This is a genomic window from Sulfurospirillum sp. SCADC, assembly GCF_000743525.1.
In the GTDB taxonomy this organism is placed as follows: domain Bacteria; phylum Campylobacterota; class Campylobacteria; order Campylobacterales; family Sulfurospirillaceae; genus Sulfurospirillum.
Genome location: NZ_JQGK01000007.1, coordinates 48376 through 70703, shown reverse-complemented (window position 1 = coordinate 70703; position 22328 = coordinate 48376). Strand labels below are relative to the sequence as shown.

General features: G+C 39.4%; 20 protein-coding genes and 1 tRNA gene. 10 read left to right on the top strand and 11 right to left on the bottom strand.

Annotated elements, in window-relative coordinates; genetic code table 11:
• The first annotated feature begins 212 nt into the window (after positions 1–212).
• The 8 genes from JU57_RS06020 to JU57_RS05990 all read left to right on the top strand — a co-directional run bounded on the left by JU57_RS06020 (position 213) and on the right by JU57_RS05990 (position 7821).
• Entirely contained in the window at positions 213–2291 is a 2079-nt protein-coding gene (locus JU57_RS06020; RefSeq protein ID WP_037958286.1) for a hypothetical protein, read from the top strand.
• Positions 2292–2300: 9 nt separating this feature from the next.
• Positions 2301–2744, top strand: coding sequence for a hypothetical protein (locus tag JU57_RS06015; RefSeq protein WP_037958283.1), 444 nt, complete (start codon positions 2301–2303; stop codon positions 2742–2744).
• Between the two features lie 20 nt (positions 2745–2764).
• On the top strand, positions 2765–3871 hold the full coding sequence (locus JU57_RS06010) for a zonular occludens toxin domain-containing protein (RefSeq protein ID WP_051906662.1): 1107 nt from the start codon (positions 2765–2767) through the stop codon (positions 3869–3871).
• The gene (locus JU57_RS06005) at positions 3834–5033 is read left to right on the top strand and encodes a hypothetical protein (RefSeq protein ID WP_051906660.1); all 1200 of its coding nucleotides are present in this window, start codon (positions 3834–3836) and stop codon (positions 5031–5033) included. Before JU57_RS06010 ends, JU57_RS06005 begins: the two co-directional genes overlap by 38 nt.
• 71 nt (positions 5034–5104) lie before the next feature.
• A complete protein-coding gene (locus JU57_RS06000) occupies positions 5105–6490 on the top strand; it encodes a hypothetical protein (protein ID WP_051906658.1) in 1386 nt (461 codons plus the stop codon).
• 1 nt (position 6491) lies between these two features.
• Positions 6492–6674: a hypothetical protein gene (locus tag JU57_RS14055; protein WP_294876221.1), complete on the top strand. Its 183-nt coding sequence runs from the start codon at positions 6492–6494 to the stop codon at positions 6672–6674.
• Positions 6675–6687: 13 nt separating this feature from the next.
• Positions 6688–6930, top strand: coding sequence for a hypothetical protein (locus JU57_RS05995; RefSeq protein WP_037958280.1), 243 nt, complete (start codon positions 6688–6690; stop codon positions 6928–6930).
• A 9-nt stretch (positions 6931–6939) separates the two neighbouring features.
• Positions 6940–7821 (top strand): site-specific integrase, encoded by an 882-nt coding sequence (locus JU57_RS05990; protein WP_037958276.1) that lies wholly within the window; start codon positions 6940–6942, stop codon positions 7819–7821.
• Between the two features lie 79 nt (positions 7822–7900).
• Here the strand turns inward: JU57_RS05990 and JU57_RS05985 are convergent.
• The 11 genes from JU57_RS05985 to JU57_RS14050 all read right to left on the bottom strand — a co-directional run bounded on the left by JU57_RS05985 (position 7901) and on the right by JU57_RS14050 (position 20106).
• Positions 7901–7985: transfer RNA gene (locus JU57_RS05985), tRNA-Leu, on the bottom strand.
• Between the two features lie 48 nt (positions 7986–8033).
• The gene (locus JU57_RS05980) at positions 8034–8336 is read right to left on the bottom strand and encodes a F0F1 ATP synthase subunit C (protein WP_025343956.1); all 303 of its coding nucleotides are present in this window, start codon (positions 8334–8336) and stop codon (positions 8034–8036) included.
• A 102-nt stretch (positions 8337–8438) separates the two neighbouring features.
• Positions 8439–10682 carry a polyribonucleotide nucleotidyltransferase gene (locus tag JU57_RS05975; RefSeq protein WP_037958273.1) on the bottom strand — a complete coding sequence of 748 codons (2244 nt, stop codon included), beginning with the start codon at positions 10680–10682 and terminating at the stop codon, positions 8439–8441.
• A gap of 29 nt (positions 10683–10711) precedes the next feature.
• Positions 10712–12877, bottom strand: coding sequence for an LPS assembly protein LptD (locus tag JU57_RS05970; RefSeq protein ID WP_294876213.1), 2166 nt, complete (start codon positions 12875–12877; stop codon positions 10712–10714).
• Positions 12867–13322 carry an RDD family protein gene (locus tag JU57_RS05965; protein ID WP_037958267.1) on the bottom strand — a complete coding sequence of 152 codons (456 nt, stop codon included), beginning with the start codon at positions 13320–13322 and terminating at the stop codon, positions 12867–12869. The genes JU57_RS05970 and JU57_RS05965 overlap by 11 nt, the downstream gene beginning before the upstream one ends.
• A complete protein-coding gene (purD, locus tag JU57_RS05960; protein ID WP_037958265.1) occupies positions 13312–14586 on the bottom strand; it encodes a phosphoribosylamine--glycine ligase in 1275 nt (424 codons plus the stop codon). Before purD ends, JU57_RS05965 begins: the two co-directional genes overlap by 11 nt.
• A 260-nt stretch (positions 14587–14846) precedes the next feature.
• Entirely contained in the window at positions 14847–15473 is a 627-nt protein-coding gene (locus JU57_RS05955; protein ID WP_037958264.1) for a uroporphyrinogen-III synthase, read from the bottom strand.
• Positions 15474–15479: 6 nt separating this feature from the next.
• Positions 15480–17015, bottom strand: coding sequence for a glutamine-hydrolyzing GMP synthase (gene guaA / locus JU57_RS05950; protein WP_037958262.1), 1536 nt, complete (start codon positions 17013–17015; stop codon positions 15480–15482).
• A gap of 140 nt (positions 17016–17155) precedes the next feature.
• Entirely contained in the window at positions 17156–18505 is a 1350-nt protein-coding gene (nhaD, locus tag JU57_RS05945) for a sodium:proton antiporter NhaD (protein WP_037958260.1), read from the bottom strand.
• Positions 18502–19962 (bottom strand): L-aspartate oxidase, encoded by a 1461-nt coding sequence (gene nadB, locus JU57_RS05940; protein WP_037958257.1) that lies wholly within the window; start codon positions 19960–19962, stop codon positions 18502–18504. Before nadB ends, nhaD begins: the two co-directional genes overlap by 4 nt.
• Positions 19963–20106 carry a lipoprotein gene (locus JU57_RS14050; protein WP_294876204.1) on the bottom strand — a complete coding sequence of 48 codons (144 nt, stop codon included), beginning with the start codon at positions 20104–20106 and terminating at the stop codon, positions 19963–19965.
• Between the two features lie 87 nt (positions 20107–20193).
• On the opposite strand from JU57_RS14050, the gene JU57_RS05935 reads away from it, so the two are divergent.
• Together JU57_RS05935 and uvrC are read left to right on the top strand one after the other, a co-directional pair.
• A complete protein-coding gene (locus JU57_RS05935; RefSeq protein ID WP_294876201.1) occupies positions 20194–20532 on the top strand; it encodes a hypothetical protein in 339 nt (112 codons plus the stop codon).
• Entirely contained in the window at positions 20526–22325 is a 1800-nt protein-coding gene (gene uvrC / locus JU57_RS05930; protein ID WP_037958253.1) for an excinuclease ABC subunit UvrC, read from the top strand. Before JU57_RS05935 ends, uvrC begins: the two co-directional genes overlap by 7 nt.
• Positions 22326–22328 lie beyond the last annotated feature (3 nt).

Genomic DNA, 22328 nt, shown 5'->3' with positions numbered 1-22328 from the left:
GAAAACTTTAACGAAAAAAAGAAGTTTCAACCTGAGAAGAGACGCAGACGGGCACACGATGTGAAAAACGACCGTTTAAGGTTTTTTCACGTCGGGTTCACGCAAGTCGGACGTGCTACGGAGAAATCATCTCTAGGGGATTTGGTTTTGATCGTAATAAATGTCGAAAACTTTAAAAAAGCTCTTTGCGTTCCTATGTTTTGGACTTCAAAATGAAAAAAATATTCCTAGCTTTAATAATAATGGTAACGACTTCTTTTTCTGATATTGTTTCACCAACATATTATACATATGGTGGTGTTACTTATGTGAAGTCTGGTAATTCTTATAATTTTGTTACAGGTGTTGACTTAGGTATTCCTACTCCTTTGAATGGCTATTCTTATCAGATTATGAATTTTTCTTCTACTAGTCTTCTTTTAATTATTAATTATTGTACTTCTATTCCTTTTTTTGGTCGTTCTGTTGGTGATCATGTTACTCAAAATTATGTTAAAGATACAGGAACGTGTCAATCTCCTAGTATAATCGTTAATGGTGAGTGCGTTATTCCTACATGTGGTACAAATGGAACATTAAATCAAACGACACAACAATGTGATTGTAATCCTGGTTATTTTTCAAAAAATATTCAAAACGAAGATGGCACCGCCACAAAAGATGAGTGTAGACCTTTAGTTGATTGCCCTTCCCAAATGAAATACTTTTGGACAGATCAAGCGACTGATATTACGGGTCTTTTTAAAACAACTTATTATACATGTTTGCCACGTACTGATCTTAGTGAACCTGATTGTGCTTCACAAGGTGGTACTTATTATAAAAAATCGATGATGGGTGAGAGTGTACAGGATTATTACACTATGTATATTTTAGAACATGGTGAGGGTTGTGTAAATGAGCAATGGATTAAAAGCGACGTTTTTAGACTTGACTCTACATTTTTAATGAGTGGTTTTATCCTTGGTGCTGTTAAACCTTTTCCTGCTTCTTTAGCTAATAAAGCAGTTTCCGAAAAACAGCTTTTATTAGAATACAAAAATAAACAAGGTGATTTTCCTTTAACAAAATATGAACCTGTTGTTGAAGATTTAGGCATGACTTCTGAAGGTGTTACCGGTAATATTGGTTTTAATCCAAAAAATGCCGTCACCGATGCTGAAACCACTGCGGCTTATAATAAATTTTTGAAAGATAATGGCTATATAACGGATACTTCTGAAGTCCCTTCAGCTCCTGTCAATGATCTTGGTGTTGACCCTGCTGTTACTTCTAAAATTGGCGATAATTTTTATAAGGGCGATGATGTAACAAAGTTTGGTGACAATATGTTGGGTTCGGCTAATATGGCTTCTAAGGGCACAATCCCTGATCTTGCGCCTGCAACTTCTGCGCCTGTTGGCGCTACTGTTGCAACAAAAATCGATCTCAGCCAATATCTAAACAAAACGGAAGTTCAAAGCTATCCTGTTGCTGTTGTCAAGCAATCTGAAAAGACAAATGTTGATGGTTCTGTTGCTACTGTTTATAAAGGTAAGGTCACTTATCCTGACGCAACGGTAGCGGATTTTACTGTCAATCAAATAAAGCAGTCAACGGGTGCTACTGTAAATGAAGTTGGTTATTCGTACATCGTTAATACTGCCAATGGTACAAAAACTTTTAACGGCGCTTACACTACAACAACGGACGCGACTGGAACCGTTACAAATACAGTCAATAAACCTTCTAATATTACACAGGTTAATGATGACGGTTCAATCTCAACAAGTTCAAATGCTGGTTCGCAATCTGTCGAAACAGACAGAACTGAAACAGCTATTAATCTTTCTCCTATTATCCAAAGATTAGATCAAATCAAAAATAAATTAGATGAAATTCAATTACAAAAGCAAAAAGAGTGGGAATACACGTCACCAAAAACTGCCGAAGCTGTCGTTTCTCTTACAAAATTAACACAAGCATTTACAAATTACAGCGTCTCTCTTGACACACTTTTTGATTTTACTAACGGTCTTTTTTCTGATCTTAAAAATCTTTTTCAAGCTTTTGATGACGCTAAAAATCAATTAACTGATAAGCCAACTGTAAATATTCCTAACGGTACTTGCCCTTTTACTATTTCGGGTGCAAATCGTACAGGTGGACCTATAAAAACCTATACCATTGACCCTTGTATGTTTGTAGCTCCGCGAAAACCGTTTTTAACGGTTTTTTTCACTTTGTTATTTTCTTGGGGTGTCATTATGTTTGCTATTAAACATCTTTTTAATACCACGCCAAACGCTTAGGGGGATTACATGCAATGGTTGATTAATTTTATTGCGGCTGGTGCGGTTAGTTTAATCGAAATTATTGTCAAAAAATTTGGCATTTTCGTATCTGTTAACGTACTTATAAAGTCTGTTGTTGCTCTTTACATTGCTTTTTTAATTGCGGCGGCTGCTTTTATTACCTCTTACATTTTGCGTATTTGGAACGCTTTTAAAGATTTATTTACACAAGTTACTTCTATGCCTTCCATAGGGGGAACGTGGGGCGGTATTTCAAATTCTCAAATCGTTAGTTCTTCTTTCGCTTTTTTGCATGAAAGTGGACTTGCTGACGCGTTTATTACCGCTGGTGATCTTTTTATAGGTCTTTTGTCTGTTTACTTTGTTATTCAGCTTTATAAGCTCTATAAAGCCATTACGGGCAACATCGTAAAAATCATCAATGATCTTTTACTCTTGATGACACGTTAAATTAAAAGGAGCCAGTCACCATGTTTTCTGCTATCGTCGGGCGTCCTCGTTCCGGTAAAACTTACAAACTTGTACATTTAATCGTTGAGGAATTTAAAAAACATAAAAAAGGTGTTTCTCCTTATCGTTTTATTTATACCAATATTAATGGTTTTCTTTTTGACTCTTTTGATGGTTTTGTTAAGCGTTATAACAAAGCTGACTTTGATAATGCTATGCAACAGGAATTTGGCATATATACACAAGCAGAACAGGGTTTAATCGATTACGGTAATGACTATGACAAATGGGCGATTGAAAACGGCGTTTATGCTGATTATCACCATTGTTTAATTATTATCGATGAGGCTTATGGTACTTTCACAAAAACGCTGGAAGATCATAAAAATCGTTTTCTTTCTTATCATGGTCATTGGGGCATAGATGTATTTTTTATCCTACAATCAAAAAGGCAAATTAATAGAACTTATTTTGATCAGTGTGATATTTTTTTAGTTACCAAATCTTCTGCTAAGCGTTTAAATTCAAAGATTTTTTCTTACAAAGTCTATTCGACTTCTGAAGTCTGTAAAGACAATTTTATTGAGGACGTTAGCTTAACTTTAAATAAAGATATTTACAATTTTTATAATAGCGGTTCAACTGTTCTTTATAAAAGTTTCGTTTTAAAAAAACTTATGCCTCTTTTCTTTTTAATCCCTGCTCTTTACTTTTACTTTTTCTTCTTTGGTGCTCCTAAAGTTTCCAAAGATGTTCCTCAAAATTCTAAAAATGAAATTTCCAAAAGTTTTGATCTAAACTATTCTAATGACCAAAATATTTCAAAACAAAACACTCAATCTTTACCTATACAACAAGAAAAACCTTTTTTAACGGAAGGTGTTTTTTTAAGAGCTTTTTGTTATTCGACTGGGTGTCGTTTTGAAAATTACTCCATCGTTTTAGGTGAAAAAAACATGCTCAAAATTGTCAATATTTATAAGTGTGAGATTGTTTTATATGAAACATTGAGCGCAAATTTTGCTCATTATTATTTACGTTGTAATCCTGCAATTAATGAATTTTTATTACCATTTAAGGAGCGAAGCAATGAAGCAAATATTGCTAATGATAGTCCTGTTAAGTAGTCTCTTTTCAGCTGACTATAAAAATATCTCTTTCCCTGATTTTGTGCGTGAACTTTCTTCTGTTTCGGGTAAAAATATTGTTATCAGTGGGGAGGTAAATACTAATTTTAACGTTTTCTTCCCTACCTTTGATTACACAAAAAAAGAGAATGTCTTTAGCGTTCTTCTTGATGTTTTACAGGTCAATGATCTTGATTTTAAAGAAACGGCTCAGTCAATTATTATCTTCAAAAAAAAGCCTGATATAGCGTTAACTCCTCCATCTGACAACAACGTTACAGAAAAAGAAGATTATTACGTTGTTAAGTTTCGTTATCTTGCAAATAACGATGTCACAAAGGCTTTATCTATCTTTCAAGGTGTTGGGGTCTCTGTTTTTAAAGATCGCGTTTTGGTACGTTGTTTACCCTCTCAAATTGACGCTATTCGCTCCATGCTCAATAGCCTTGACGCTTCTTATCAACTTCGGCAACTTACTTTTGTCGTTATTGCAACAAACAATTCAAAATTAAAAGATGTTGGAACAGATTTTGAAATATTTAAACAATTCGACGACGCTTATATAAAACTCGTAACTTCTACAGTATCGCTTAAAACTACAGTAAAAGACCCCGTTAAATTTACCTCTTTTATTAACGCGATGAGTTCGCAAGGTGTAAGCGATATTATTTACAATCCTGTTGTGACTCTTCTTGACGGCAAAGATGCAGTTTTAGAGAGTATAAAAGAAGTTCCCGTTTCTACTGGCACTACATCAACAACCAATGCACAGACAGTTACTACAACCACCAAAAGTTATAAAAAAGTAGGGTTAAAACTGAATGTTACAAATGTCGTTATTTTTGATGAACGTATAACCTTTGCTCTTGATCTTTACATTGAGAGCCTTGCAAATGAAAGTGAAACACCCACAATTAATTCAAAACATGTTCAAACACATGTTTACCTAGATAATCACAATAGTTTCCTTCTAGCTGGCATAAATTCATTTGATAGGAGTCAGACTGAGTCTAATATCCCGATCATTGAAAATATACCCCTTCTAGGGTCTCTAACACGCCATAAAACAGAAACAATTAATGACTTTACTTTCTCTGTTTTCATCTCTCTTTCAAACGCAACAGAGGAGCCAAAGGGGGCACCCGCGCAAGCGGGGGAATGAGCGACGAAGTTGCCTCTTGGCTACTTATAAAATAAATGTGTACCAATATAAGATAGAAAAGGAACTCTAAAATGTACGGATTAACAAAAGAAGATCGTAAAACGGTTTTGGCAAAATTGCAAAAACAACAAGATTATCTCTATGAGAATTTTATCGACACTGGTGTTGCAAAAATTCCTTATGCAGACTTTTTTCAAAATGCTTGGCATAATTCAAATCGTTACATCGCTGAATTAAATCATCGAGTTTGGTCTTTGAATGAATATGCGAATGACAAAGGTTTAAAGTGCATTTTTGCCGTTCTTTCCCTTCCCCCTGAATACCATTTTAAACGTCAAATAACGTTAAAAAATGACAAAATAAGGCTAGTTAGAAACGATAATTACATCAATGATGACGCACATTCTGTTGTCGCTGGTAGCAAAATTCTTGGTAATGCTGTACGCTCAATTTTAAACTCAAAAGTATTTCGTGCTATTCCAAAAGATGATCGTTGCTATGTTACGACACGTGAGCCTCATAAAGACGGTACATGCCATCTCAATTTCATGTGTTTTGTCCCTGCTGAATATGTGGATAATTGTGTTAAAGCTATTGAACATCGTTTTGTAGATGAAAAATCCTATTGTAGGGTTGCGATTGATAATCCGACTGCCTACATCATGAAATATATTTTTAAAACGCTTGACGATCTTCGCAAAAGCAAAGGTGATCTTAATGATCTGAGCGATCTTACACTTTGGTATATTCATCATAAAATACCAAGAGTTACTATGTCTCGTACCTTCATATCGCTTGACGTGTATCGTTGTTTAAAAGGTCAATACAATCTTCACAAAATGACTACTATGTATAATAATGGTCGCTTAGAAGTTTTATTGAATGATGATGGTAAAATCTTACAAATTTCAAATGATTATGGCGATTTGTATATGCACCGTAGGTCATTCATCCGTAAAGATTGGTTACGTGAAGATAAACCGTGTTTAAAGGTTCATCAAAAAAACCTTTCTGTTGAAATTTACGACGTTTTAGGCAATCTTTTGAATCCCCCTGTTCTTCCTGTTTCTGATCTTAAATCATACGAATTACTTTCGTATTACTATAAACTCAATCCTGAAACTTACAATCTTCAACACTTTGGTTTAGTTAAAAACGAATGTGTTAAACGAGGACTTATTAACGGTCAAGTTCAGTCTCTTAATGATTTTTCTACTGATCTAGTTAAGACAAATATCAATCCTTATTCTGATCAACTTTCTAAATTCAAATATTATCTCGAAGCTAACCCCAAAAAGGTTGACGATCACTTTAATAATTTGATTGCTCTCTCTGAAGAAAAAAGAATAGCAAATAACAAAAATCGAAAACTTCCTAAAACTTTTGATCTTACTCCTATACCTGAAACGGTCATAGAACATAATCGTCAATCAACAATCTATGATTTTGGAGCATAAAATGAAAAAGCGTCATGATTGTTCTGAATGGATTGTAAGACATATTGCCCCTAACGGTTATGTTGACATTTGTTCTATATGTTGTCGTCAAGTTGGTTGGAATTTTACTAGAGGTGATGGTTCTCAAAATGTTGGTTCTATTTGGAAAAATAAAACATATTCTGTAATTGCAGTAAAAAAATAAATAGGAGCTTAAAATGCAAATTTTTATTGGTTTACTTTGTTCATTTTTTATTTCTTTTATTTTGATTTTAAATGATATTGGTGAGGATTCTCGTAGTGCTCTTAAACGTTTTGAAAATAATGAAACTATTGTTTGCTTATCTTCTTTTTTAATTAATAATAGTTTCTATACGGCAGATGGTGGTCGACATTATTATTTTCTTTCTTCTTCTAATCCATCTTATCCTGTTTCATTTAATATTTATGATTGTAAATAGGTATATAAAATGACTTTCCAAAAATACGCAGACCTTTATATTCAACTTAACGAAGATGAGTGGAAACCATCCTATCTCTATAAAAACAAACGTATTCTAAACAATCGTTTTGATGAATTCCAAAACATGAACATTAAAGACATTCATGCCTCTGATATTAAGCTTTGGTATAAAAAAATAACAGGTGTAGGGAATAAGTCGAAAAGAAACTACTTAAGCGTTTTAAAGGGTATTCTAGACGTCGCATTGCAGGACGAAGTTATCGAAAAGAATCCCATGATACATGTAAAGCTTCCGCAATACCATGCACCCAGAATAAATCCTTTTAGTTCCGATGATGTTAAACGTATCATCGAAGGTGCACAGGACTTTAATTTTAACTTTGTTTACTTCCTTGCAATGGGTCTTTTTACAGGCATGCGTACAGGTGAGATTTTAGCTCTAAAAAGAAGTGAGGTTGATCTTGAAAATAAAATCATTCATATACGCTCTACGATCTCTAGGTTTGGTGATGTAAAACCAAAAACGTTTGGTTCTTCGCGCGATCTTCCAATTATAGATACTCTGTATCCTTATATCTTAAAAATGTTTGAGAAAGAAAATGACAATTATATGATGACTACACAGTATGGTCTGCCATATCATGACACGCACATTTTCTGCAATTATTGGTGGAAGCCTCTTCTAAAGTCTCTTGATATTCCATACCGTAGACCTTACAATATGCGTCACACATTCGCTACGAATATGCTTTACCGTCAATTATGCACACCTGTTGAACTATCGCAGTATTTGGGTCATTCTAGTACAAAAATGATTTATGACGTTTATGTGAGTTATATTCAAGGGCATTTAAATAATTTCAATACAAATATTTCGGTTTATTCCTAGATATTGCCTACGTAAGGGTTTTTGACTTTTTTTTGATTTGTTTTGGAAGTGCCTAAAATAGGGGTTTGGAGAGATAAAATGGTGCGGTCGGGGGGATTTGAACCCCCACACCCGTAGGGCGCTACCACCTCAAGGTAGTGTGTCTACCGTTTCACCACGACCGCATAAGAAGAAAGAGGTCTAAAAAGACCTCTTATTTTGTTGTGTATTAATTAACCAAGAAATGGGTTTTTGTAAAGAAGGATCAAAGAGATAACAAGTGCATAAATAACTTGTGCTTCGATCATCGCAAGCGCAATAAACATTGTTGTTACCAGTTTACCACCAAGACCAGGATTTCTTGCTGTTCCAGAAATTGCTGAAGAGGCAGTGTTACCCATACCGATTGCGCCACCAAGTGCAGCAAGACCAAGTACGATACCTACAGCGAGTGCTGAATATGCTTTAACTGTTTCACCCTCACCTGCAAACGCAAACGTTGCAAATGCTACCATTAAAAAAAGAATCTTTTTCAAAGATTACTCCTCTGTGTTTTTCAAAGTCTGTTCGGATAACATCCCTACTTTCCACTTTGTGAGCGAGATTATAGCCATCCAATTGTTAAAAAGCCTTTAAAGTTATCGTTCTAACCCTAGCTCGATTTTATTCCCTGTTTGTTTTAAGATTTTAACACGTACTTTTTGCTCTAAGCTCAAATAATCACTCACTTTATCCACACGGTGATCGGCAATTTTAGATACATGTAAAAGCCCATCAATTCCACCAGGAAGTTCAATAAACGCACCAAAATCAACAATACGTTTCACAACACCATCAACCACTTCATCTTGCACAAACGTTGGTACGGGCTTCTCTTCTCGTGGGGCACTGTGTCGATCACCGCCTCTATCTCTTCCGCCACCGCGTCCGCCAAAGGAAGGTTTATTGGTAATTTGAATGATATGCTCTTTCGCCGCTTCCACTTTTTCTTTGTTCTCTCCTGCGATTTTCACTTCACCTTTTTCGCGATCAAGATCAATAGAGACTTCAAAGCGCTCAATAATTTCACGAATCGTTTTACCCGCTTGCCCAATAATATCAACAATTTTAGAAGGATCAACACTAAAGAGTTCCAGTTTTGGCAAAATAGCATTATTAATCACAATCTCTTCACTTGCCGCTTCCATGAGTCCTAAAATATGCGCTCTACCCTCTTTGGCTTGGTACAACGCTTCTTTAAGCACATCGCGTGAAATTCCTCCAAGTTTAATATCCATCTGAAGCGCTGTAATACCATCCCTTGTACCTGCTACTTTAAAGTCCATATCGCCATCGTGATCTTCCAAGCCCATGATGTCACTCAGAACCGCATGTTTATCACCTTCAAACACAAGTCCCATGGCAATACCCGCTACCAGTTTTTCAAGAGTGATTCCAGCCGCTTTAAGCGCTAGGGCACCACCGCAAATGGTTGCCATAGAAGAAGAGCCATTCGATTCTAAAATCTCCGATACCAAACGAATGGTTTGCAAACGATTTCGATCCAAAACAGGCTCAAGTGCACGACGCGCAAGATTGCCATGACCCAACTCTCTTCGTCCAGGAGCGCGAAGTGGAGAAGCTTCACCTACGGAGAAACCTGGGAAGTTATAGTTCACCATAAAAGTATCATTAATCGTATTTTTTTCGGTTAAAAGATCGTACATTTGCGCATCTTTATCATTTCCCAGTGTGACAACTGCAAGCGCTTGTGTCTGACCACGGGTAAAGAGGCATGAACCATGTGCTAAAGGTAAAAGATTGGTCTCGATGCTAATCGGTCTGATTTCATTGAGCTTTCTACCATCGGCACGCACACGTTTTTCAATAATCATCTCTCTCACGATTTTCTTTTTATACGCTTGCACAACGCTGTCCACTAACTCTTTGCTCCAGCCCTCCAAGATCGCTACTTCATCCCCTAAAATTTTGGTAACAATCTTTCCAAGCTCACTCGCACGCTCACTTTTTGCCATTTGGTTGATCGCGTTGTTAACCTCGTCTTTGTAGAATTCATCCACGTACGCAAAAATAGAATCATTGGCTAAATCTTGTTTATAATCAAGGACGGCATCCTCTTTTTTAAGAGGTTTAAAGGTATTTTCATACGCCGTTGTTGCTTCGGTAATGGCACTTTGTGCTTTATCAATTGCGGCAACAATCGCATCTTCATCAAATTCATTGACCGATTGCTTCACAATAACGCTCTGCGCAAGGGTTGGATCAAGCATTGGGTCAATTGCCATGATAGGAAGGCTCATGCTCTCCATCGAAGCGAGGGAACGCATCTCAATCATCAAGAGCTCTTCTTTTGTTCCAGCCACATAAAGATCCAACGTGCTCGTTTTTAAAGCAGAATTGGAAGGATTCACAACATATTGCCCATCAATGTAACCAATACGCACGCCTGCGACTGCTTTATTCACAGGAATATCAGAGAGATAAAGCGCTGCACTTGCAGCGTTGAGAGCGGCTACTTGAAGATCGACTTCAGGGTCACAGCTTAAGACAAAAACAACAATTTGTGTGGGATAAGCATACCCTTTAGGGAAAAGAGGACGAAGGCTTCTATCAATAATGCGTGAGGTTAATGTTTCAAAATCGCCTGGCTTCGTCTCTCGCTTAAAATAGCCTCCAGGAATTTTCCCAACCGCATAGGTTTTTTCAACATATTGCACGGTTAAAGGTACAAAATTTTCAGCAACTTGGGAATCATCTCGCGCAACCGTTGCTAAAATAACCGTATTTTTAATCTTTAATAATGCAGCCCCTGCCGCTTGTTTTGCAACTTTGCCAAGATCGTAAATCTCTTCTTGGTTATTCACTCTAATTTTATATTCCACGCTGATGCTCCTTGAATTTTTACTCAATTTTAATTTGTAACTTTTTGCTCTGACTCTCTTGAGAAATCATAGCTAACACTACCCATTGGGTAGAGATTAAACATAAACATAATACCTTGTTTGTTGACCGAATCAATTCCATTACTTGAACTCGTTGATTTAGGCGTCGTTGTGTCTTTGTACTGAATAGAGTAATCCCAACACTTTAATGTCTTTTTAAAGCCAAAAGCCCACGATCTAAATTCATCCTCTTTAACGTCATAATTGACGCTTGTGAAAATATTGTAATGGGTAAAATATTTGGTATCGGCATACAGTGTTACATAGCTATAATCTTCATCCGTAGAGGTACTTTCCGTAATTTTATAGATCGTATTTTCTTTATAAACCGAATCTTGATAGGTGTAACGAAGAGAGGTTGAATAGAGCTCATCACTGTAATTAATCGAAATTTGATTCCGTGAAATTTTACTATACTCATTGGAATAAGAGAGATTATGACCCAATGAAAGTTGATCACTTACATGGTACTTAATGTCATTTTCCAAGTCACCATACTTATAATCATAGTCATCGTAATAAAATTGTACCAATTTATGACTGATTTTTTTCTCTCCATCGCTGTTGTAAAAAAACTCTTTTAGCGTTAATGAGGTACTTTTGGCAAGCGTATTCAGCGTAATAAAATCAGCAAAATAGCCTGTCTCATCCTCTTTACTAGGGATGATATGGTCAAGTTTAAGATACATCGTATGGTAAAAATTATCATACGGTTTTGCAAGCTCTGTGAAGAGTGAAATTTTATGGTAGTTTCTCCAATATTTCCCTTCATTCTCATTTGAATCATCGTCGTTTCCATAGGCAATATGCGACGCATAGATATTTTCTGAAACGCTTACATGTACATAATCTTGAAGAAGAGAAAAGTAGAGGGAGAAAGGGACATCCACTTGATTTTGAAAGGCAGTTATACCCTCTTGACGCGTATAATTACTGGTTTTATAATCAACACTGTAGAGTAAATTATCTAACAGTAAAGGCGATGTAAAATGGTGGTAATGCAGTGTTGGCAATTCCTGAAGAGTGCCTCTGTTATCAGTTCTTGATGGATCTTGTAGCTCTGGGTGAGTATCAATATCATACCTTGCATACACACCATAATAGTCTTGATCTTGTTTGATGTAGTAATTAAGGCGAGACGTTACCAATCTATCATAACTTGTTGTCTCATTGCTCATCGTGTTGTAATAGTCTATATCATTTAAATAGTTCAGATCAAACCAAAGACCATCTTCGAGATTGGTATACTGTGAACTCAGCAGTTGACTGCGATCATACTTTACTTGTAAACCATAATGTGAACTGTTTTTTAGATTTTCTTCTTCCGCATAATCGCTGTGTTCATTAAAATACCCCGTAGTAATCTCACCATTGGAGTAAGCAGAATCGACAAAACGATAAGTTCCGTGCATGCCTTCACCTCTATTGGTGCGCATTTGAGGACGAAGCTCCACATCGTAATCCACCGCAGGCGCAATGTAGATAGGTTGCATGTAATAAAAACCCTCTGAGCTTCCAAAGCCAAATTCAGGTCTTAAAAGTCCTGTGCGACGTGTCGTATCGGTTGAAAATGCAAAATAAGGAAGGTAGAAAACAGGCACATCGTTCGCGTAAAAGACGGGATTGTAAAGGTGTAACCATTTACTCTCTTTGTTAAATTCACCCGTAGTAAAAGCAATTTTCCAGTCAGGTTCTTGGGTATTGCAGCTTGAGACAATGGACTTTTGGGTGATGTAGGTTTCAGGATTTAACACAGCATTTTCACATTTGATCCAGACATTGGTCTCTTCATCGTAAAAGAATAGCGGATCTGAAACGCCTATATCCGTATTGAGATTGAGTTTTGTGTGTCCTGTACGAGAGGCGTAACTGACACCCTCTAGCATCGTAATATTGCCAAAAAGTTCTAAATCACCACTTTCCGTGTCATAATACGCTTCATCCGCGGTAATCAGGTATTTGGGGCTGTAAAGTACCACGTTATTGATAGCATGAATTAACGTACCCTTTTTGGTAACATTTTCAGCCAATACTTCAACGTCTTGAGGTCCTTTTTGTTCGGGTGTTTTTTGTGCAGGTGCTGCCCATAAGCTTCCTAAAGAAAGCGCCACGAAAAGAAAAAACTTAATTTGCATTGACCACCAACGTGTTGGCAACTCTATCATGCCATGTCTCTCTTTTTGGATTTAACGCGGCCCATACAAACCCTAAATAAAAGATGGACTCACTGATCATTCTAAAGGCAGCGCGACTGAGTGAAAACAAAAAGGAAGGCTTTTCCAAATCATCGGTGGAAATCACTCTAATTTTCATCGCGATTCTTCCTAAAGTCGCCCCATACATCCATACAAAATAGGTTTGATAGATCACTTTTAAGACAACGACATAACCAAAAAGACCATTGATCGCTTCTATCATCTCTTCGGTCGTCATGTTTTCAGGGATTTGATCAAAATAGATGAGCGCAAACAAAACAGAGATCAAAATCTCATCAATTATATACGCTAAACCACGCTTTTGAAGCGTGGCTAATGTAATATTTTCACTCTCGAATTTTTCAATCAACTCTTCATTTGTCATGTTTAAGTGCCTGATATGCAATATCGCTCCTAAACTGTTTGCCTGCAAAATGGACTTGTCCGCAGAGCAAATAGGCACATTCTCGTGCCTCTTTGATGCTTTCCCCAACGCCCACACATAAAAGCACACGTCCACCTGTGGCGTAAAGTTTGCCCTCTTCAAGGCTTACACCTGCATACGAAATATGAGTGTTCGCTAGACCTGCATGCACACTTTTATCGACAATAATTTCAGAAGGTTTTGAATTGCTATACGGATAATTCTCACTTGCCATCACCACAGCAATCGCATATTGATTAAAAAATTCAATGTTTAAATCTTTAAGATTGCCTGTCGCAGCTTTGTAAAAAAGCTCGCTCGCAGGGGTTTTTAACAGTGGCATCAAGATTTCGCACTCAGGATCGCCAAAACGAACGTTGTACTCTAAAACAATCGGCTCATTTTTCACGATCATCAAGCCAATAAACAAAACACCCTCAAACGGAGCATTTTCATTTTGCATCCCTGCTAATGTTGGCTTAATAACGCGTTCTTCCACTTTTTTGTACAACACGTCATCAATCAATGGCGTTGGTGCATACGCTCCCATACCGCCCGTATTGGGGCCAATGTCGTTGTCTTTGAGGCGTTTATGATCTTGCGCTGCTGGGAGGATTTTATAATCCACACCATCGCAAATCACAAATAACGAAAGCTCATAACCGTCTAAAAACTCTTCCACAACCACACCAAGTCCCGCATCACCAAAGCTTTTTCCACTGAGCATATCAGCAACTGCCTCTTTGGCTTCCTCTTTACTTTGCGCGATGATAACGCCTTTTCCAGCACACAAACCATCGGCTTTGACAACGATAGGAAGCTCTAACGTTTCGATAAAATCATTGGCTTTTTGAGCATCACTGGTTTCGATAAATTTTGCAGTCGGAATCTGATAACGCGAGAGGAAATTTTTCATAAAAATTTTTGAGCCTTCAAGTCTGGCTGCTGCTTTAGAAGCGCCAAAAATGACAAGCCCTTTGGCTTTAAAACAATCGACGATACCATCCACCAAAGCAGTTTCAGGACCAACAACGGTCAGATCAATACCGTTTTCTTTAGCAAAATCTGCCAAAGCTTCATAATCTTTACATGTAACGTTTTGTCCAAGTTGAGGGGTTGCACCGTTTCCAGGTGCGAAAAAAATTTCGGTTACATTGGGGTCTCGTTTGAGCGCCAACCCTATAGAATACTCTCTGCCACCACTACCAACAACCATGACTTTCATCAATTATTTCTCCAAATTTATGTGTAAAAACCCAAGTGAGCGTTCCGTGATTGAAGCGGCCCTAATAAGCCAACTTCTGGGAGTCGACCTTTCCTTTAGGCTGCAATCTCTCACTTTTTGCAAAGCTCAAACAAAACCACAGACACACCAAAAACGTACGTATTCCCGTATACTAATTGTTGGACCCTCATGAAAACGGTTGTCGCTTCACCCAGGCAAGTAAATGACTAAACTTCTTCAATTATAAAGGATTTTAGCTTCTAAAGAGCTTTTGCCAAGGCGATGCACGCCTCAATACTTTGGGTGGAAGCGACCTTGCAGTTTACATGTAAAGGAAGAGCCGAGGCTGTTTTTTCACCAATCGCAATTGCAGTGTAACTCTCATCCCATGCGAAATTTTTCAAAAAACACCGCACGGTTGAAGGAGCTGTAAAGATAAGTTTAGCCTCTTTTAAAGGAGCACTTGAGAGAGGATACTGCTTGCAGTGTGTCTCATAAACAATGCGCTCTTCTATCGCAATACCGTTTACATGTAAGATCTCAAAAAGCGAAGAGACGACCTCTTTGGCTCTAGGGAAAAAGACCTTTTGCGCGCCCAGTAAAGGAAGAAGATTTTTGGCAAAAAGATCACCGTAGGATTCTTTACATGTAAAGACCAAATTTCCCCCCAACTGCTCGATAAAGGAAGCGGTTCCTTCACCGATGGCATAGGCATTTTTAGCTTTCCATGCCGTACCATTTTGCTCAAGCGCTCTCACACTGTTTTTGGAGGTAAAGATGATGCCATCAAACCCTTCCAAATCAATCGGTGTGGGATCAAAAGTGATCTCAAAAAGCGGTAGATGCACTACCCCTTCATACGCTTTATCGCTGAAGAGGTAGATCATCGTCTGTTATTCCCATTCAATCGTTGCAGGTGGCTTGGAAGAGATGTCATACACCACGCGGTTAATGCCAGCCACTTCGTTGATAATACGTCGGCTAATATTCTCCAAAATCGTATGCGGAATGTGCGCAAAGGTCGCGGTCATGCCATCCGTCGCATCGACGATTCTGACACAAATGGTGTTATCATAGGTTCGATTATCGCCCATAACGCCGACACTTTTGACATTGAGAAGCACGGTAAAGGCTTGCCATGTTTTTTCATAATAGCCCGTTGCGCGAAGCTCTTGAAGCATAATGACATCGGCTGCGCGTAAAAGCACTAAATCCTCTTTCGTCACTTCTCCCATGATGCGAATCGCAAGACCAGGTCCTGGGAAAGGATGGCGAGAGAGCATATCTTTGGGAAGCCCTAACTCAGCGCCTAAAATTCTCACCTCATCTTTAAAAATTTCACGAAGTGGCTCAATGAGTTCAAACGTCATCCAATCAGGAAGGCCGCCCACATTATGGTGCGATTTGATCGTTTTAGAAGGGCCTTTGACCGAGACGGATTCGATCACGTCGGTGTAGAGTGTACCTTGGGCTAAAAACTGAATGCCATTGTGTTTTTTTGCCTCTTCATCAAAGACTTCAATGAAGGTTTCCCCGATGATTTTACGTTTTTTCTCAGGATCGCTCACACCAGCCAATCGACCTAAAAATTTCTCACTCGCATCGACGGTGATGAGAGGCACATTGCGACTTTTAAACATCGCTTCGACTTGCTCACGTTCATGCGCTCGAAGAAGTCCATTGTCCACAAACACCGAAACGAGTTGATCGCCAATCGCTTCGGCTAAAAGGGTTGCAACCACAGAGCTATCAACGCCACCACTCACACCACACAACACTTTTTTGGAACCTACTTTTTCGCGAATCTTTGCAATTTGCTCTTTCGCAAAGGAGCCCATATTCCACGTACTTTCGCATCCACAAATGTATTTGGCAAAGTTTTTAAGCAGTTTGCTTCCTTGTTCTGAATGATACACTTCAGGATGGAACTGAAACGCATAAATATTGCGTTTTTCATCGGCAATCGCCGCATACGGTGAATTTTCACTGTAGCCGATTTTTTCAAAGCCAGCAGGTAAAGACTCAACCCTATCGCCATGACTCATCCAAACAATTTGTCCGCACGTCGTATCTTTAAAAATCTTATGATCACTTTCAAATTTAAGCTCAGCTTTTCCATACTCTTGATGCGTTGCAGGAATGACGCTACCACCAAAGTGTTGCGTTAGAAGCTGCATACCATAGCAAATCCCCAAAATTGGAAGCCCAAGTGTGTACACATTCTCATCGGGGTGGTACGAATCTTTGGCGTACACAGAAGCTGGACCACCACTTAAAATAATCCCTTTAGGGTTTCGCGCTTTTATAGCCTCAATCTTCTCATTGTACGGGACGATTTCACAGTAAACACCACTCTCACGGAGCTTACGTGCAATCAACTGCGTGTATTGTGACCCAAAATCTAAGACTAAAATAGGGACTTCTTTCATTTATTTCCTTCTATTTAAATATAAACTAAACGCATTAACTCTTTTAAACAACTACCACACGCTTTCAAAGCAAAGCTTTGAAAACTACGTTAACACTGGGTAATCCTTGGCAGAATGCCCGCGCACCCTTGGTGCTTTTTCTAATATAAATCAAGTATTTCAAACTGTACGTACCAAATGACAACGGAGAGAACATAACCAGCAAGCACGGTCCATGCGTACTTCATGTGAGAACCAAAAGTGTAAACACCTCTCATTTTTCCCATAACGCCCACACCTGCTGCAGAGCCAAAGCTAATTAAACTGCCACCAATTCCAGCCGTCATCGTAACGAGTAACCATTGATCCATGGACATATCGGGATTGGCTTTTAAGACCGCACTCATGACAGGAACATTGTCCACAATGGCGGAGAGAAATCCTATACCAATGTTAACGGTTGTTGCACCAAGGCTATCATACAATTTTACAGCTAAATCCAAATAACCTAAAAAATGGAGCCCGCCAACTGCGGCTAAAATACCAAAAAAGAAGAGCAGTGTATCGTGTTCGATTTTGCCAATGGATTTAAAGGTATTGAGCTCTTCATGATGCCTTCGTTTGAGCTGATAACTGTAAAGTTTCAAGAGCGAAAGTCCAAAGACCATGCCCCACATCGGTGGGAGTTTAAAGAGTTGCTGACAGAGCACGGCACAGACAATGGTAACAACACCTAGCACCATCACCACTTTGCCTCCTTTTAAAACAGTGACGCGCATTTCCGTTGAGACATCAAAGTGCGGCTTATCCGAAGGCACATACAACGATAAAAGCCATGCAGTGAGCACCCAACCCAAGAAAGCGGCGGGAAAGAGGTAAAAGAAATCCGCAAAAGGCGCTTTTTCTGCCATCCACGTCATCAGGGTTGTAATATCCCCAAAAGGGCTCCATGCACCACCTGCATTGGCGGCAACAACGATATTAATCGCCCCTGGTACCAAGAAAGTTGGCTTCTCTTTTTCAATCGTAATCAAAACGGTGGATAAAATCAATGCCGTCGTTAAATTATCGGCTACGGGGCTGATAAAAAAGGCCAATGCACCGGTTAGCCAAAAAAGTTTTTTATACGAATAGCCTCTGGAGACAAGGTTGTATTTAAGCGTGTCAAACACTCTGCGCTCAATCAAAACCTCAATATAGGTCATCGCAACCAATAAAAAGAAAAAGATCTCAGCAATTTCTAAAATCAGATGATCAACACTCTGCGTTAACGCCGTAGCATCTAAGCCATTGATGTAATTGTAAATTCCAATTAAGACAAAAATAAATGTCCCCATAAACAAAGCAGGTTTTGCTTTATTGATATGGTAATTCTCTTCGGTTGCGACCATATAATACCCGATCACAAACACAGCCAAGCAGACAATTCCTACCCATGTTGTTGTCATATCTTGCCCACTGGATGCCCAGATGGTATTTGCCAAGACTAATAATACAAACGCTATTTTCATAGTCTCACTTCCTCTTTTATGTAGTGTGCGCCCAAAGACGTTTTTCGTTTCAATGCACTGGTGATAATCTCGCGTGAGACCCAAAGTCTCAACCTCAAAAGCTTCCCAATCGACAATGCCAGCATCGCGTCAACCCTTTGCTGCGCCTTTTCCAACCGCTCTTTTTCACGTATAATGCCCACGTCATTCCACATCAAGTGGCGCAGTTCATTTTTAAGGACCTTATCGTTTTCGCACATCAAGACGGCTTCGTTCTCACTAAAACGTTTCATCGTTTTTGCGGACTCTTGCGTTGCGATGACCTCGTTGGCAACCCTTATCGAGAAGACCAAGCCTTCCAGCAGTGAGTTACTTGCCAACCGATTAGCACCGTGAACTCCCGTGTGGGCGCATTCGCCAACTGCGTACACATCTTTTACATGTAAAACCCTGCCGTGCAAATCTGTTTTGATACCTCCCATTGAATAGTGAAATGCTGGAGAGATTGGAATTCTCTGGTGTGGCACATTGTAACCAATATTTTTCATATTAAAATAGATACTCGGAAAGCGTTGTTGAAAATGCTCCTGCGAGAAAGCACTCAAGTCAAGATAGACCTCTTTGTGCGTTTTTTGTTTGTACTGAAAAATAGCACGACTGACCACATCGCGAGGTGCGAGTTCGCCTCTAGGGTCGTAGTCAAAGACAAAACGTTTGCCCTCTTCATCCACCACTAAAGCGCCTTCACCACGTAAAGATTCGCTTAAAAGCTGTTTGCGCACGCTATTGCCCAAAATAAATGCGGTCGGATGAAACTGCATCATCTCCATGTCGCCCAAGGCGATGTTATGGCTTAAACAGATCCCTTGCATGTCGGCACTGATGGTACGTGCGTTGGTATGGTACTCATACAATGATCCCACGCCACCGCTGGCAATGATCACTTTTTTGGCGTAAAGGTTAAAAATGCGATCGCTATTGGAAACACGCACACCATAACAGGTACCTTCATCGATCAAAAGGTCGGTCACTTGGGTGTTGTATAAAATGGGAAAAGGGAGTTGTTCCATTAAAAAAAGATGAATGTATCGCCCCGTGGCATCGCCGCCTGCGTGCAAAATGCGGTTGGTACTGTGTGCGGCTTCTTTGGTGTAGAGCAGATTGCCTGCTTCATCGGTATCAAAATGAAATCCTCTATCGATCAAGCCTTTGATCGCAGCTGGACCTTCTGAACAGAGAACATTGACCGCTTCTGCATCACAATGCCCTGCTCCAGCGCCTAGTGTATCGTTTACATGTAAAGGGATGTCGGCGTCATCTTTCGCCACCGCAACACCGCCTTGCGCATAAAAGGTATTGCACTCCCACGCATAATCTTTGGAAACGATCAAAACGCTCAGTGATTTTGGGAGTGCTAAAGCGGTATTCAGTCCCGCAATACCCGTACCAATAATCAGCACATCGTACGATGTTTTCATTTAGTAAAGTGATTTCTTGTGTGTTTTTGCCGTTGTGTTGCCATCGTCGTAAACAGGAGGTCCTTTGTAACCGCAACCAAGCAGCCCAAAGCCCAAACATGCTATAATCAACGTATGAAAGATTCTAAAAGTATAATTTCTCATCTCGTACAACAACCTTCTATGAAGAAATATGAGCAGATGCGTTGTTACGACAGATTGCTCAGTTTATTACCCAAAAGCTTCACACGTATGATACGCTTTGTGTACACCAAAAACGATACGCTCTTTTTTGTACTCAATCATCCGTGCGCCAAAATGGAATTCAATTATAAACGTAATTTAATAAAGAGTCTATTAAAAGAGGTGCATGTTCATTTTCCCGAGTGTGGCTGTTTACATGTAAACGAAGTTCAAGCCTTTGTCACCAATCAAAAAAGCGAGGAAGAGGCGCTCATTGTCTCTGCCAATTCGGAAATTTTCTATGCAGAACAAGCGACTGGGGCGTTTGAAACACTCTGCGAAGATGAAAAACTGCATTCGCTTTTTGAAGCGATCAAAGAGACCATTGCCAAAAACAGAACATGCTAGCTCAAAAACTTAAAAATGCTCCGCACAATGCGGGCATTTATCAGTATTTCAATGCGCAAGGAATGCTGCTGTATGTTGGCAAAGCCAAGAGCATTAAAAACCGCGTGAAGAGCTATTTTCGCTTCTCAGGTGAACTCAGTGCTGCACCCAATTTATCGCCACGCATTGCGAAGATGATCAGTGAAGTGGAGAATGTCGAGTACATCGTCGTGCAAAGCGAACATGACGCTTTAATTTTGGAAAACTCGCTGATTAAACAGCTCAAACCCAAGTACAACATTTTGTTGCGCGATGATAAAACCTACCCGTACATTGCGATCAATCTCTCCGAGCCCTTCCCTCGTTTTGAGATCACGCGTAAGATTGTCAACGATAAGCATATGAAATATTTTGGTCCCCTTTCAGGTTCAGCCAAAGCTCTCTTAGAAGCGCTCTATTTGGCGTTTCCGTTGGTGCAAAAAAAAGGGTGTTTGAAAGGCAAAAAAGCCTGTCTATTTTACCAGATCAACCGCTGTTTAGCGCCTTGCGAGCAAAAGATAGACACCGAAACGTATGGCAAAATTGTTCAAGAAGCACTCGAATCCTTAAGCGATCAAAAAAAGCTCGTTACCCTTTTACATGTAAAGATGGAAGAGGCGTCGATGAAGCTCAATTTTGAAGAAGCCGCCAAGCTTCGTGACATCATAAACTCCATCAAAGATGCGTTACATGTAACGCATGTGGAGCTTTCAAAACTCGAAGATTACGATGTATTTGCCATTGAAATTATGGAAAAAACCGCGGTGATTATGCGTCTGTTTATTCGAGGCGGCAAAATCGTCTCCACCTCGCACACGCTGATGCACAATGCGTACGGTTTTGAAAAAGAGGAGCTGTATCAGCGAGCACTTTTTGAGTTTTACAACCCGATGAATCAAACCTTTGCCAAGCAGATTCTCATCGCAGAGTCGTTTCATGAACAAGAGTACCTCAGTCAATTTTTAAGTGAAAAATTTGGACAAAAGATCACGATTAGTGTTCCTCAAAGAGGCGAAAAACTGCATCTAACCTCCATCGCACAAGAAAATGCCAAAACGATTTTACTTCAACACAGCACGAAAAACAACAACTCTTTGTACGAGCAGATGCAAACCCTGTTTGATTTTGTCTCTTTGCCCAAACGCATTGAAATTTTTGATAACTCGCATCTTGGAGGCAAATCGCCCGTGGGAGGTATGGTCGTGTGGGATGAAGGATTTGATAAGTCCAGCTATCGCCGTTATGAACTTCACCACGCCGATGAATACGCGCAAATGCGCGAAATGTTAGAGCGTCGTATTAATGATTTTTCCAAAGAATCTGCGCCCGATCTTTGGGTGCTGGACGGCGGTGAAACCATCCTCAAACTAGCCAAAAGTCTGCTCAGCCAAAAAGGGGTGCAGGTCGATCTGCTCGCCATCGCCAAAGAAAAACGTGACGCCAAAGCGAACCGCTCCAAAGGAGCCGCGCACGATCTTTTATACAATCAAAACCAAGCCTTTGAACTCCCACCTAGCGACAAACGTTTGCAGTTTATTCAAAGGCTTCGCGATGAAGCCCACCGCTTTGCCATTACCTATCATCAGAAGAAAAAACGAGGAGCCGATATGAGTTTGGAGCTTTTGCAAATCGAAGGAGTCGGTGCGGCAACGATTAAAAAATTGCTCCTTTACTTTGGCACGTTTGAAGCCATTTATGCGGCAAACCAAGAAGAGCTAGAGGTCACCGTTGGTAAGAAGCTTGGAGTCAATCTATTTCAGGGCTTAAAAAAGTAGGTT

Excerpts from the sequence above, each read along its gene's own strand:
- JU57_RS06015 (WP_037958283.1), top strand. The coding sequence starts at position 2,301 with ATGCAATGGTTGATTAATTTTATTGCGGCTGGTGCGGTTAGTTTAATC.
- JU57_RS06010 (WP_051906662.1), top strand. The coding sequence starts at position 2,765 with ATGTTTTCTGCTATCGTCGGGCGTCCTCGTTCCGGTAAAACTTACAAA.
- JU57_RS05935 (WP_294876201.1), top strand. The coding sequence starts at position 20,194 with ATGATACGCTTTGTGTACACCAAAAACGATACGCTCTTTTTTGTACTC.
- uvrC (WP_037958253.1), top strand. The coding sequence starts at position 20,526 with ATGCTAGCTCAAAAACTTAAAAATGCTCCGCACAATGCGGGCATTTAT.
- JU57_RS05970 (WP_294876213.1), bottom strand. The coding sequence starts at position 12,877 with ATGCAAATTAAGTTTTTTCTTTTCGTGGCGCTTTCTTTAGGAAGCTTA.
- JU57_RS14055 (WP_294876221.1), top strand. The coding sequence starts at position 6,492 with ATGAAAAAGCGTCATGATTGTTCTGAATGGATTGTAAGACATATTGCC.
- JU57_RS05995 (WP_037958280.1), top strand. The coding sequence starts at position 6,688 with ATGCAAATTTTTATTGGTTTACTTTGTTCATTTTTTATTTCTTTTATT.
- JU57_RS06000 (WP_051906658.1), top strand. The coding sequence starts at position 5,105 with ATGTACGGATTAACAAAAGAAGATCGTAAAACGGTTTTGGCAAAATTG.
- JU57_RS05955 (WP_037958264.1), bottom strand. The coding sequence starts at position 15,473 with ATGATCTACCTCTTCAGCGATAAAGCGTATGAAGGGGTAGTGCATCTA.
- JU57_RS06020 (WP_037958286.1), top strand. The coding sequence starts at position 213 with ATGAAAAAAATATTCCTAGCTTTAATAATAATGGTAACGACTTCTTTT.
- JU57_RS06005 (WP_051906660.1), top strand. The coding sequence starts at position 3,834 with ATGAAGCAAATATTGCTAATGATAGTCCTGTTAAGTAGTCTCTTTTCA.
- guaA (WP_037958262.1), bottom strand. The coding sequence starts at position 17,015 with ATGAAAGAAGTCCCTATTTTAGTCTTAGATTTTGGGTCACAATACACG.
- JU57_RS14050 (WP_294876204.1), bottom strand. The coding sequence starts at position 20,106 with ATGAGAAATTATACTTTTAGAATCTTTCATACGTTGATTATAGCATGT.
- nhaD (WP_037958260.1), bottom strand. The coding sequence starts at position 18,505 with ATGAAAATAGCGTTTGTATTATTAGTCTTGGCAAATACCATCTGGGCA.
- purD (WP_037958265.1), bottom strand. The coding sequence starts at position 14,586 with ATGAAAGTCATGGTTGTTGGTAGTGGTGGCAGAGAGTATTCTATAGGG.
- JU57_RS05990 (WP_037958276.1), top strand. The coding sequence starts at position 6,940 with ATGACTTTCCAAAAATACGCAGACCTTTATATTCAACTTAACGAAGAT.
- JU57_RS05965 (WP_037958267.1), bottom strand. The coding sequence starts at position 13,322 with ATGACAAATGAAGAGTTGATTGAAAAATTCGAGAGTGAAAATATTACA.
- nadB (WP_037958257.1), bottom strand. The coding sequence starts at position 19,962 with ATGAAAACATCGTACGATGTGCTGATTATTGGTACGGGTATTGCGGGA.